The following is a 12,681-nucleotide window of genomic DNA, read 5'->3' as shown; positions in this document are numbered from 1 at the left end:
GATGATTGGTCCTTAATCCTATTCCCGCATTTTATCCACAATACTTCTCTTGTCATAAAAAAAGACTGTGGATTATTTATCCACAGCCTCAACGTTTATTTACGTTTTTTCTTTTTGTTCTGTTTTTCTTCTTCTGCGAGTACCGCGCGCTCTGCTTCTTTCGCAGCGATTTTCGCTTCAGCTTGAACTTTCATCTTCTCACGCATCGGCAACATGATCGCCATCGTCACGATGATTGAGATGATGTAACCGACGACCCAGTACATCGAGAGGGCTGCCGGGAGGGTGATCGACATGACGAAGATCATGACCGGGAAGATATAAAGCATCATCTTCAACTGCGGGTTTTGTTCTTGCCCCGCCATTGAGATTTTTTGTTGGGCGTACGTCAAGATCGCAGCAAGGATCGGCAAGATGAACGTCGGATCCGGCGCACCAAGGTCGAACCAAAGGAAACTTGCTTCAAAGATTTCAGGTGTCCGACGAATCGCATCATAGAATGCGAATAAGATCGGCATTTGAATCAAGATTGGCAAACACCCTGCGAGCGGGTTGATTTGGTAGTCTTGATACATCTTCATCATTTCTTCTTGCAGTTTACGCTGTGTCTCTTGGTCTTTCGAGCTATACTTCTCACGAAGCTTGAGCATTTCCGGTTGCAACACTTGCATCGCACCCATACTCTTCGTCTGCTTGATCATGAGCGGTAAGATCAAGAGGCGGACGATGATCGTCGCAACGATGATCGAATACCCGTACTGCCAAGTGCCGCCGATTAAATAAGCCGCTTCTTTTAACAACCATGCTAGTGGCCATACAAAGTATTGAGACCAGAAGCCTTCCGTTTCAGCCGTGATCGGCTCTCCTTGGATTGTCGATGGATCGACACATCCAGCCATCAACAAGATGACACCAGTCATGACGGCCAATAATCCTAATTTCAGGTTTTTGCTCATAATTCCTCCTACGCTTTCTGTATCGATTCTTTTAGTTGCGTCACACGTCTATCGGTCAATCCTAATTAGTTCGCGTTATATATGAAAGAACGAGCTCGGATTGTTATGATCGATCGACTTGTCTCTGTTGCCAAACTTTAGCTCGTTTGAACACATGTTTCAAACTCTCCGTCACTTCATCTTGCGAGAGCGACGTCGCCGGTTTACGAGCGATGATGACATAATTATGCGGAGCTACGTTCGGTTCGAGCAAGCGAAGCGATTCACGCATCAATCGTTTCATTCGGTTTCGTTCCACTGCGTTCCCTAACTTTTTGCTGACAGAAAGTCCAACCCGGAAATGCGCTTGATCCGCCTTTTGCGTGTAGACGACAAACTGACGATTAGCCACGGAGCGTCCTTCGCGAAACACCGCTTGGAACTCTTCATTCTTTTGGAGGCGGTATTCTTTTTTCAAAATTCTCACTCCATCCTTCGCTTCAAAAATCGTCACCTAACATCATATCATATCCCATTCATTTCAACGAGTGAGAATCGATTTTTTCCGTTCGATTCTGTGACGATAAAAAAAGATTGCCCGAGGATCAGTTCCCCGGGCAATCTTTTGATCTTTATTAGACAGTCAAGGCTTTGCGGCCTTTACGACGACGAGCTGCAAGAATGTTGCGGCCGTTTTTAGTCGCCATACGCGAACGGAATCCGTGAACTTTTTTACGCTTACGGTTGTTAGGATTAAAAGTTGGTTTCATGGTTAAAGCACCTCCTCAAGGTTAACGCTCTATTAGCAAGTTATAGTTTCATTTAAGGCAGTCTTTAAGATTATATAAACTGTTCTACCGATTGTCAATGGCATTTCAAGAGGTTTTCGAATCGGGCACGAATAGTTGGCAGCGATGGACTTGATCTCCCCAGCTAGACGGATCAGGCTAGACATCGATAAAATAGGGGACTAAACGAGACGCAACCTTTACATTTGAGCCGTCATTCTTTTACAAATAGCTTGATAAAGCCGTTTTATCCACATATCCACCTAGTTATCCACACTTATATGTGTATAACTCCATCTTTTTCAACAATTGTAACGTGCGGTTTCTTAAAATTCCACTTTCTTCTCTTACAAAAACAATACGATATTTTCCTTCTCCCTCTTTTGTGCATAACTTTTTCATGACGGCTCGTTCACTTTAAGTTTATCCACAACATATCCACAGCTTATCCACACTGTCCACAGCATGTGGATAAGTGCCTGTGGATTGTTTTTTAAATCTGTGGATAAATGTCAAAAACCGTTGCCACGTCTATTTTATTTTGCTAAACTAAATGTGCACAACTCATGGATGATATTTCATCAATTCCGAGATATACACAGCCTGTGGATAACTGTTATCCCCATAGTTAACACCTTGTGGATAACGTTATCCACAGTTTTTGTTTCCTGGGGATAAGCCTAGTTTCTACTATAAGAATAGTGAATGTGTATATCATGTGAATAAGTTTCGCCAATATGTGAGTAAAGGAGGTCTTTCATTGAAAAATGCTCGCGAGATTTGGAGAAATGTTTTATCTCTAATCGACGAAGAAGAACGAACACCAAAAGCTAGCTTTGACATGTGGTTGAAGTCAACGGAAGGAATTTCATTGATGGGAACGACACTCGTCGTATCCGCCCCCGCTAGTTTCATTGTCACTTGGCTCGAACGTCAGTACTTGTCATTACTGCAAGATACGGTTGAGGAAGTGACGAACAATCGACTTGAGATTCATTTTATCGAGGAGTCGCAAGCGCACAAGTATGCTCCTGCAGAGGGATCAAAAGAAGCGATTGCCGCTACAGAAACGAGAGAGCAGCCGGTTCCAGTACGATCAAAAGAGGAAGGGAACCTCGGTCAATTAAACGATAAGTATATCTTTGAAACGTTCGTCATCGGTTCGGGCAACCGGTTTGCCCACGCTGCCTCACTGGCTGTGGCCGAAGCGCCTGCGAGAGCTTACAACCCGCTCTTCATCTATGGGGGAGTCGGACTTGGAAAGACACACTTGATGCATGCGATCGGTCATTACGTGAAAGGGCAGAAGCCAGGCGCACGAATCGCCTACGTTTCGTCGGAAAAGTTTACAAACGAGTTCATTAACTCAATCCGCGACAATAAGACAGAGGAGTTCCGTAACCGTTACCGGAACATCGATGTTCTATTAATAGATGACATTCAGTTCTTGGCCGGGAAAGAACAGACGCAAGAAGAGTTCTTTCACACATTCAATGCGCTCCATAACGATCAAAAACAAATCGTCATCTCGAGCGATCGGCCGCCTAAAGAGATTCCGACGTTAGAAGATCGTCTCCGGTCTCGGTTCGAATGGGGACTGATCACGGATATCACGCCGCCTGACCTCGAGACGCGGATCGCGATTTTGCGGAAGAAAGCGACAGCTGAAGGGCTTGATATCGCCAATGACGTCATGCTCTACATCGCGAATCAAATCGACACGAACATTCGTGAGCTTGAAGGCGCACTTACCCGCGTCGTCGCCTATGCGAAGCTCGTCGCCCGGCCGATTGACCCTGATGTCGCTGCCGAAGCGCTCCACAACATCATGCCGGTGCAAGAGGCGAAGAAGATTGTCATCCGTGACATCCAAGAGATCGTCGGTCATCACTTTAATATCGAGGTCGATGAGCTCAAAGCGAAAAAACGGACGAAGACGCTCGCTTTCCCGAGACAGATCGCGATGTATTTATCACGCGAGATGACCGAGAGCTCACTCCCTAAAATCGGAGAAGAGTTCGGTGGGCGGGATCACACGACAGTTATCCACGCGCATGAGAAGATTAGCACGTTACTCAAGCATGATCCGGAGATGCAAGAGACGATTAAAACATTGAAGAAGGCGTTGTCGTAACCGTCTCATTCCTCCTGTGGATATCCTGTGGATAAACAAGCCGAGTTATCCACACGTTATTCACAGGCAGATTGGCTCAACACCAGTTATTCAAGTGAGTTATCCCCACTATCCACAGCCCTTATTACTATTATGACTTAAATAATACTATTATTATTAAACTATATGACTCATTTCACTTAGGAGGAATTATCCACATGCACTTAACGATTCAGCGCGATGTATTCATGCAAGCCGTACAAGATGTATCAAAAGCTGTTGCTTCTAGAACAACGATCCCAATTTTGACAGGATTAAAACTGGAAGCCCATGCGGATGGATTGACGCTCACAGGAAGTGATACGGAAATTTCGATCGAACGATTGATCCCGGTCGAAGAGGGTGGAATCGAACTCATCCAAATCCAACGTGCCGGTAGCGTCGTCTTGAACGCCCGTTTCCTTGGTGAAATCGTCAAGAAGCTCCCGACGAACGAAGTCACACTCGAAGTCTCACCAAACTTCATGACGCGTATCGAATCAGGTCAAGCGGAGTTCCATCTGAACGGACTCGACCCAGACGAGTATCCACGTCTCCCTGAACTAGCGAGCGACCGCCGGTTCTATCTTCCGGCCGATTTGTTGAAGACGATCATTCGCCAAACAAGCTTTGCCGTCTCGTCGCAAGAGACACGTCCAGTCCTGACAGGTGTGAATTTCTCAGCTGAAAAAGGATTTTTGACATGCGTCGCGACGGATAGCCATCGGTTGGCACTGCGCCGGGCCCGTTTTGAAACAGATGACGATTTGACGTTCCAAAATGTCGTCGTGCCGGGTCGTTCGCTCAATGAGCTCGCAAAATTACTTGACCGTGAAGAGTTGCCGATTGAAATCGTCTTGACGGACCAACAGATTCTATTCCGTCTGAAAAACATTTCGTTCTTTTCACGTCTTCTTGATGGAGCGTACCCAGATACGTCTCGCTTGATCCCAGAAGAATATCGGACTGCAGTTCGTTTGAATGCGAAAGATTTCTTACAGGCGATTGATCGTGCATCGCTGTTGGCACGTTCGGATCGCAACAATGTCATCAAGTTCGTGGCTGAAGAAGCGAACACGGTCGAAGTCTCTTCACACTCGCCTGAAGTCGGGAAAGTGTCCGAGCGGGTCAGCATCTTATCGCTCGAAGGTGAAGAACTCAAAATTTCGTTCAACTCGAAATTTGTCATGGATGCGCTTCGTGCGCTCGATGCGACGGAAATCGAGGTTCAATTCACAGGTTCGATGCGCCCGTTTATTTTGCGTCCGGTCGAACAAGATAGTGTCCTTCAGTTGATTTTGCCAGTCCGCACATCGTAATCAAGATGGAGCGAATCGGGGATGATGAGGTGTTTCACCTTATCATCCCTATTTTTGCCTTATTCGACGTTTTTCGATAAACTAATATGTATGGCGATTTTTTGTGAAAAGTATGAAGGAAAGGAAGTGACGACATGGAAAAAGTGTCGATTACGACCGAGTATGTAACACTCGGACAATTTTTAAAATTAGCTGATATTATTTCAAGCGGAGGCCAAGCGAAATTCTTTTTGGAAGACGTTGAAATCAAAGTGAACGGCGAGGTCGATCAACGCCGCGGCCGTAAACTCCGCGACGGAGACAAGATTGAAGTCGAGGGCTACGGGGACTTCCAAATCGAGGGGAACTAACGTGCACTTATTGTCGATTCGACTGCAAAACTACCGCAACTACGAAGCCCTTGAGCTAAATTTTTCAGAACAGACGAATGTTCTCATCGGTGAGAACGCCCAAGGCAAAACGAATCTGCTCGAATCGATTTACGTACTTGCGCTCGCAAAGTCGCATCGGACGACGCAAGACCGTGAACTGATCGGGTGGGAAGCGGAAACGGCCATCGTCGAGGGTCGGATCCATAAACGTACCGGTGAAACGGTACAGTCGCTGAGCTTTTCTCCGAAAGGGAAAAAAGCGAAACTGAACCACCTCGAGCAACGACGGCTCAGTGACTACGTCGGAGCGTTCAACGTCGTCTTGTTTGCGCCAGAAGATCTTGCGATCGTCAAAGGCAGCCCTCAAGGACGAAGACGTTTTTTAGATATGGAAATCGGACAAGTCAGTCCGATTTACTTACATGACTTGAATCAGTATTTGAAAACACTGAAGCAACGAAATGCATTTTTAAAACAACTGTCGATCAAAGGTGGGGACGAGACATTGCTCGAAGTGCTCACCGACCAACTGATTGAGCTTGCCGTCAAAATCGTCTCCAGGCGCCACCATTTTATCGATCAACTCGAGAAATGGGCCGGACCGATCCATGCAGGAATCACTCGGAACTTAGAAACGTTGACGATTCAATACGTCTCGGACACGTTTCAAAAAGAACGTCACACGAAAGAACAGATGTTTGAAACGTATCGGCAAAAGTTTGATAAAATAAGAGAGAACGAACGAAGAAGAGGTGTGACCTTGTTCGGTCCCCATCGCGACGACTTCGAATTGTACGTCAATGATCGGAACGTCCAAACGTTCGGTTCACAGGGCCAGCAACGCACGGCGGCCTTGTCGTTAAAACTAGCGGAGATTGAACTGATCCACGAAGAGGTCGGGGAGTATCCGCTGCTGTTGTTAGACGACGTCTTATCTGAATTAGATGATCATCGCCAAACCCATCTGCTTGATACGATGGGGCAGAAAGTCCAAACGATTATTACGACGACCAATATCGATGGAATTGCTCACGAAACGATTCAACAAGCCAAGTTGTTTCACGTGAAACAAGGTAAAGTTGAGACGGAATCTGTCTAACGTACGACCAATCCTTATGAACACCAATTCATGTATAGTAGGTGAATGAAACCGATGAGTAACGAAAACGAAAAACAAATGCAAGATTATGGTGCCGATCAGATTCAAGTGCTTGAAGGGTTAGAAGCCGTTCGTAAACGCCCAGGGATGTATATCGGTTCGACGAGTTCACGCGGGCTCCACCACTTAGTGTGGGAAGTCGTCGACAACTCGATTGATGAAGCGCTCGCCGGTCATTGTGAAACGATTACCGTGACGATCGAACCAGGCAACTCTGTCGTTGTCGAAGATGATGGCCGGGGGATTCCGGTCGACATTCAGAAAAAGACAGGACGTCCTGCCGTCGAAGTCATCTTCACCGTTCTCCACGCCGGAGGTAAATTTGGCGGCGGTGGATATAAAGTGTCGGGTGGTTTGCACGGAGTCGGGGCGTCCGTCGTTAACGCCTTGTCGAAGAAACTCGAAGTGTTCGTACGCCGAAACGGTAACGTTTACTATCAATCGTTCAAACGCGGCGCACCTCAAGGTGAGCTCGAGATTGTCGGCACGACAGACACGACCGGTACGACGGTTCGTTTCTTCCCAGATGGAGACATCTTCGACGAAACACTCGAATACGATTTTGATCTTCTCGCAACGCGCTTGCGTGAACTTGCTTTCTTGAACAAAGGACTCCGTATCATCGCAAAAGATGAGCGGGGCGATGAAACGATTGAGCGCAATTATTATTACGAAGGCGGGATCAAGTCTTACGTCGAGCATTTGAACCGTTCGAAGTCTTCGATCCACGAGGAACCGGTTTATGTACACGGTACGAAAGACGGGATCGAAGTAGAGATTGCGCTGCAGTACAACGAAGGGTTCTCTAGCAATATTTACTCGTTCACAAACAATATCCCGACACACGAAGGCGGAACGCACGAGACCGGATTCAAAACGGCACTGACACGGGCGATCAACGATTACGCCAAACGCTTTGGATTGATGAAAGAGGCTGATGGCAGCCTTTCTGGCGACGACGTGCGTGAAGGGATGACCGCGATCGTCTCGGTCAAACACCCGTCACCGCAGTTCGAGGGACAGACGAAGACGAAGCTCGGTAACGCTGACGCCCGTACGGTGACAGATTCACTCTTTAGCGAGACGTTCGAACAGTTCTTGCTTGAGAACCCGTCGGTCGGCCGACTCATCGTCGATAAAGGGCTCATGGCAGCCCGTGCCCGCCTCGCGGCCAAACGCGCCCGTGAAATGACACGTCGTAAAGGCATCCTTGAAGTCAGCTCGTTGCCAGGTAAGCTGGCCGACTGTTCATCGAAGGACGCATCGAAATCTGAACTGTACATCGTCGAGGGTGACTCGGCCGGTGGATCAGCCAAGTCGGGACGCGACCGTCATTTCCAAGCGATTTTGCCAATCCGAGGTAAGATCATCAACGTCGAGAAAGCAAGACTCGATAAAATCTTAGCCAACCAAGAAGTCCGGACAATCATCACGGCACTTGGGACCGGGATCGCCGACGAATTCGATCTCGGCAAGGCGCGTTACCATAAGTTGATCATCATGACCGATGCCGACGTCGATGGTGCCCACATCCGGACACTGTTGCTGACGTTCTTCTATCGTTACATGCGGCCACTTATTGAGAGCGGCTACGTCTACATCGCCCAGCCGCCACTCTACGGTGTAAAACATGGTAAAGAGATTGTTTACGTCCAAAACGACCGCGAACTCCAAGAAGCAATCAAACGACTTCCTGAGAACGCACGCTATAGTGTACAGCGCTACAAGGGTCTCGGTGAGATGGACCCGGAACAACTTTGGAGCACGACGATGAATCCAGAGTCTCGCTCGATGCTTCGTGTCGACCTTCAAGACGCCATCGAGGCAGATGAGGTCTTTGAGACGCTCATGGGCGACAATGTCGAGCCGCGCCGTGACTTTATCCAGTCACACGCACACTACGTGAAAAACCTCGATATTTAAAAAGAAGGGTAGGCAATAACGAATGGCAGAACAAGAAAATATCAAGGATATAAATATTAGCCAAGAGATGCGGACGTCGTTCATGGACTATGCGATGAGCGTCATCGTGTCGCGTGCCCTCCCGGACGTGCGAGACGGTCTCAAGCCGGTTCACCGCCGTATCCTTTATGCGATGAACGAGCTCGGGATTCGTGCCGACAAGCCTCATAAGAAGTCCGCCCGTGTCGTCGGAGACGTCATCGGTAAGTATCACCCACACGGTGATTCAGCCGTTTACGAGACGATGGTCCGGATGGCCCAAGATTTCAGTTATCGCTACGAACTCGTCGACGGCCACGGAAACTTCGGGTCCGTCGATGGAGACTCGGCAGCGGCGATGCGTTATACCGAAGCCCGAATGTCGAAAATCGCGATGGAACTCGTGCGCGATATCGGTAAAAACACAGTCGACTATCAAGCAAACTTTGATGGCGAAGAGAAAGAACCGATTGTTATGCCGGCCCGTTTCCCAAACTTTCTCGTCAACGGTACGAGCGGGATCGCGGTCGGGATGGCGACGAACGTACCGCCACATAACTTGAACGAAGTAATCGATGGCGTACTTGCGCTCACGCACAATCCGGACATCACGATTTCAGAGCTCATGCAGCACATTCCGGGTCCGGACTTTCCGACGTCTGGTGAGATTTTAGGACGCAGCGGTATTCGCCGGGCGTATGAGACCGGTCGTGGATCGATCACGATGCGTGCGAAAGCCGAGATCCAAGTGTTGAAGAACGGTCGTGAACGCATCCTCGTCCACGAAATTCCGTATCAAGTGAACAAGGCACGTCTCGTTGAAAAGATTGCTGACCTAGTTCGCGACAAGAAAATCGAGGGCATCACAGACCTTCGCGACGAGTCGGACCGAAACGGAATGCGCGTCGTCATCGAGGTACGCCGCGATGCGAACGCAAGCGTCATTTTGAACAACTTATATAAACAGACGCCGATGCAAACGACGTTCGGGGTGAACATGCTCGCGCTCGTCGGAGGACGTCCGAAGACGCTCAACTTGAAACAAGCGATCTATTATTACATCGAGCACCAAAAAGAAGTCGTTCGTCGTCGGACGCAGTTCGACCTCGATAAGGCAGAAGCGCGTGCGCATATTCTCGAAGGTCTCCGTGTCGCGCTCGACCACCTCGATGAAGTCATCGCCATCATCCGCAGCACGCGGACCGGTGACGAGGCCCGTGAAAAGTTGATTACCCGCTTCGGGCTATCAACAGAGCAGACGCAAGCCATTCTCGATATGCGTCTCCAACGGTTGACCGGTCTTGAACGCGAGAAGATCGAAGGCGAGTATCGCGAGATCCGTACGTTGATCGAAGAGTTGCGTGCGATTTTAGGGGATGAGGAACTCCTTCTCGAAATCATTCGCAATGAGTTGACTGAAATCAAAGAGCGTTACGGCGACGCACGTCGTACCGTGATCCGTACCGACATCATCGAGCTTGAGGATGAGGACTTGATTCCGGTTCGGGACATGATGATCGCACTGACGAGTGAAGGCTATATCAAATCGATTCCGAGTGACTCGTATCGCACACAACGCCGCGGCGGGCGAGGGAAACAAGGAATGGGCACGAATGACGAAGACTTCGTATTGCGCCTCTTATCTGCTTCAACGCACGATACGATCTTATTCTTCACGAACTTCGGTCGCGTGTTCCGCTTGAAAGGATACGAGATTCCTGAGATGAGCCGAACCGCGAAAGGGATGCCGATTATCAACTTGCTCCAAGTCGATAAGGGCGAGAAGGTCGAAACGATGATTCCAGTCGACTTCACTAGTTATTTGGCGGACAAAGCCATCGTGGAAGACGTTGGCGAAGATTCAGCAGAAGAAGTAGTGGCTGATGAGCAATTGTCGCTCGTGTTTATCACGAAGCATGGACTCGTCAAACGGTCACCGCTTTCTGCCTATGCCCGCATCAACAAAAACGGATTGCGTGCCATCAGCTTGAACGATAGCGATGAGCTCGTTACTGTACGTCTAGCGAAGAGTGACGACGAGATGTTGATCGTGACACACGCCGGGATGTCGATTCGCTTCCCGCTCGAAGGTGAGGTCCGTTCGATGGGCCGTACCGCTCGCGGTGTACGTGCGATTCGATTGAAGAAGGATGATGATCGAGTCGTTTCGATGGAAATTGTACGCCCGACGCAAGACGTGCTCATCATCACGGAAAAAGGATACGGCAAACGCACAGCGATGGAACAATTCCGGACACAAGGTCGAGGCGGTTCTGGAATTATCGGAATCAAGACAGACCGCGGAACTGTCGTCGGGATGCGCGTAGTCGATGAAGATGATGACATCATGCTCATGACCGAGCTCGGTGTCGCGATTCGAATCGATGCCCAAACAATTTCGCAAATGGGGCGTAGCACGCGCGGTGTTAAAGTCATGAATATCGAAGATGGCGACCGCTTGGCGACAATTGCTAAACTGAAAAAAGATGAATTAGAAGATGAATTAGAAGAGGAATCGACAGTTGATGTGGAGAATGGGTTTGTTGATGAAGCACCCGAAGTTGGCCCATCGTCTGAAGAGACTGAGTAAGACGAAAAGGTTGAACGGTGCTTCCGTTCGACCTTTTTTCATACAATCAGGAGGGATGAGCATGCGACTTGCCATTTCAAACGTTCACGTTGGGATGACGCTTTTGACGTCAGTTTCTTCGTTAGAGGCAGGAACGAAACTGACAAACGAACATTTACGCTTGCTCCGTTTTTTAAAGGTGGGAGCCATTGATGTCGCTCCGGTCGAATGTCGCCATCTTACCCGCGACGAGGAAATCGATCTATGTGCAAAAGTGCTCCAATACGAACGGCATTACAATCAATGGGAAGAACGGATTGCCCCCAACCCTTACGAAGCGCTTGAATTCGTCCATCAACTGTTTAAACGTGAATATCCGCTATCAGCCATCGTCACCTTCTTTACAAATCAACCACTTCGAAAAAATCATGTGATTCATCATGCGATTTATCGAGCCTTAGTAGCCAAGACGCTATCGAAATACCGAGGAGACGAACACCGCATTCAATTCGATTATGGCGTGGCTTCTTATTTCGCAGATGCGAGCTACGCTAAAATACGAAAATGGTCCCACATGCGCTATTTCACAAAAATGGAACGAGAGCTGTTGTATCAGCACCCGCTCGTCTCGTTTGCGATGTTACCGCAAGATCAGACACTTAGAGCCAGGGTCGGTAAATTGATTGCCGAACATCATGAACGCTTAGACGGGTCAGGTTTTCCGAATCGGCTAGAAGAACGAGCCCTCCATCCTGCATCACCGTTGTTTATCGTCGCTGATCGGTTCTGCCAATTGACAGCCCCACGTACGTTCAGGTCAGCGTTGACAGCAGAAGAGGCTTATTTTTATATGTGGCAAAATGAGGCATACGATGGGGAAGCGTTGACGCTTTTAGCTACACTGCTCGGCTTTTACGAAGTAGGACGGACTGTCTTACTGAGCAGCGGTGTGCGCGGAACGATTCAAGGTTACACGCCGAGCGTGGAACAACCGGTCGTGATCGCCGAACCAACGCAAGAAACGTACGATTTATCTCAACTTGATGAGGTTCGAATCGTCGCTTTTCAATAACCATCTAGCGTGTTCCTTCTATATAGTGCCGTTGAAAGAATACGCTAGATATTATTCTTTTAAAATATTTTGTTTTTATAGTTGACGAATATAATTACAGGTGATATTATTAATGAGTCGCTAAGAGCGGCAGACGAACTTTGAAAACTGAACGATGAGGCAAAAAAAGTTTTACAAGTTTTGATTGAAGCGCAAGCTTCGTCATTTTCAAGAGCTATATCAAATTCTTTGGAGAGTTTGATCCTGGCTCAGGACGAACGCTGGCGGCGTGCCTAATACATGCAAGTCGAGCGCAGGAAATCGACGGAACCCTTCGGGGGGAAGTCGACGGAATGAGCGGCGGACGGGTGAGTAACACGTAAAGAACCTGCCCTC

The 12,681-nt window shown here is 48.4% G+C and carries 10 protein-coding genes and 1 rRNA gene; 8 read left to right on the top strand and 3 right to left on the bottom strand.

Going from position 1 to position 12,681, the window contains the following annotated elements; translation table 11 throughout:
• Positions 1-95: 95 nt before the first annotated feature.
• From yidC to rpmH, 3 genes are all read right to left on the bottom strand, one after another.
• Positions 96-956, bottom strand: a complete 861-nt coding sequence (gene yidC, locus BJU60_RS13545; protein WP_070329332.1) for a membrane protein insertase YidC — start codon at positions 954-956, stop codon at positions 96-98.
• Positions 957-1,059: 103 nt separating this feature from the next.
• On the bottom strand, positions 1,060-1,413 hold the full coding sequence (gene rnpA, locus BJU60_RS13540) for a ribonuclease P protein component (protein ID WP_070329331.1): 354 nt from the start codon (positions 1,411-1,413) through the stop codon (positions 1,060-1,062).
• 157 nt (positions 1,414-1,570) lie between these two features.
• On the bottom strand, positions 1,571-1,705 hold the full coding sequence (rpmH, locus tag BJU60_RS15070; RefSeq protein ID WP_083274156.1) for a 50S ribosomal protein L34: 135 nt from the start codon (positions 1,703-1,705) through the stop codon (positions 1,571-1,573).
• 778 nt (positions 1,706-2,483) lie between these two features.
• Here rpmH and dnaA point away from each other — a divergent pair.
• From dnaA to BJU60_RS13500, 8 genes are all read left to right on the top strand, one after another.
• Positions 2,484-3,857 (top strand): chromosomal replication initiator protein DnaA, encoded by a 1,374-nt coding sequence (dnaA, locus tag BJU60_RS13535; RefSeq protein WP_070329330.1) that lies wholly within the window; start codon positions 2,484-2,486, stop codon positions 3,855-3,857.
• A 197-nt stretch (positions 3,858-4,054) separates the two neighbouring features.
• Positions 4,055-5,194: a DNA polymerase III subunit beta gene (gene dnaN / locus BJU60_RS13530; protein WP_070329329.1), complete on the top strand. Its 1,140-nt coding sequence runs from the start codon at positions 4,055-4,057 to the stop codon at positions 5,192-5,194.
• A 134-nt stretch (positions 5,195-5,328) separates the two neighbouring features.
• Positions 5,329-5,544 carry a S4 domain-containing protein YaaA gene (gene yaaA / locus BJU60_RS13525; protein ID WP_070329328.1) on the top strand — a complete coding sequence of 72 codons (216 nt, stop codon included), beginning with the start codon at positions 5,329-5,331 and terminating at the stop codon, positions 5,542-5,544.
• A 1-nt stretch (position 5,545) separates the two neighbouring features.
• Positions 5,546-6,664: a DNA replication/repair protein RecF gene (gene recF, locus BJU60_RS13520; RefSeq protein WP_070329327.1), complete on the top strand. Its 1,119-nt coding sequence runs from the start codon at positions 5,546-5,548 to the stop codon at positions 6,662-6,664.
• Positions 6,665-6,718: 54 nt separating this feature from the next.
• Entirely contained in the window at positions 6,719-8,647 is a 1,929-nt protein-coding gene (gyrB, locus tag BJU60_RS13515; protein ID WP_070329326.1) for a DNA topoisomerase (ATP-hydrolyzing) subunit B, read from the top strand.
• A 22-nt stretch (positions 8,648-8,669) separates the two neighbouring features.
• Positions 8,670-11,255, top strand: coding sequence for a DNA gyrase subunit A (gene gyrA, locus BJU60_RS13510; protein ID WP_070329325.1), 2,586 nt, complete (start codon positions 8,670-8,672; stop codon positions 11,253-11,255).
• A gap of 61 nt (positions 11,256-11,316) precedes the next feature.
• The gene (locus BJU60_RS13505; RefSeq protein ID WP_070329324.1) at positions 11,317-12,306 is read left to right on the top strand and encodes an HD-GYP domain-containing protein; all 990 of its coding nucleotides are present in this window, start codon (positions 11,317-11,319) and stop codon (positions 12,304-12,306) included.
• A 225-nt stretch (positions 12,307-12,531) separates the two neighbouring features.
• Positions 12,532-12,681: ribosomal RNA gene (locus tag BJU60_RS13500) — 16S ribosomal RNA — on the top strand; the annotation flags it as partial.

It is taken from the genome of Exiguobacterium aurantiacum (assembly GCF_001766415.1).
GTDB lineage: Bacteria > Bacillota > Bacilli > Exiguobacteriales > Exiguobacteriaceae > Exiguobacterium > Exiguobacterium aurantiacum_A.
This window is presented reverse-complemented; position numbering and strand designations above follow the sequence as displayed.

Excerpts from the sequence above, each read along its gene's own strand:
- yidC (WP_070329332.1), bottom strand. The coding sequence starts at position 956 with ATGAGCAAAAACCTGAAATTAGGATTATTGGCCGTCATGACTGGTGTC.
- rpmH (WP_083274156.1), bottom strand. The coding sequence starts at position 1,705 with ATGAAACCAACTTTTAATCCTAACAACCGTAAGCGTAAAAAAGTTCAC.
- dnaN (WP_070329329.1), top strand. The coding sequence starts at position 4,055 with ATGCACTTAACGATTCAGCGCGATGTATTCATGCAAGCCGTACAAGAT.
- yaaA (WP_070329328.1), top strand. The coding sequence starts at position 5,329 with ATGGAAAAAGTGTCGATTACGACCGAGTATGTAACACTCGGACAATTT.
- gyrB (WP_070329326.1), top strand. The coding sequence starts at position 6,719 with ATGAGTAACGAAAACGAAAAACAAATGCAAGATTATGGTGCCGATCAG.
- gyrA (WP_070329325.1), top strand. The coding sequence starts at position 8,670 with ATGGCAGAACAAGAAAATATCAAGGATATAAATATTAGCCAAGAGATG.
- BJU60_RS13505 (WP_070329324.1), top strand. The coding sequence starts at position 11,317 with ATGCGACTTGCCATTTCAAACGTTCACGTTGGGATGACGCTTTTGACG.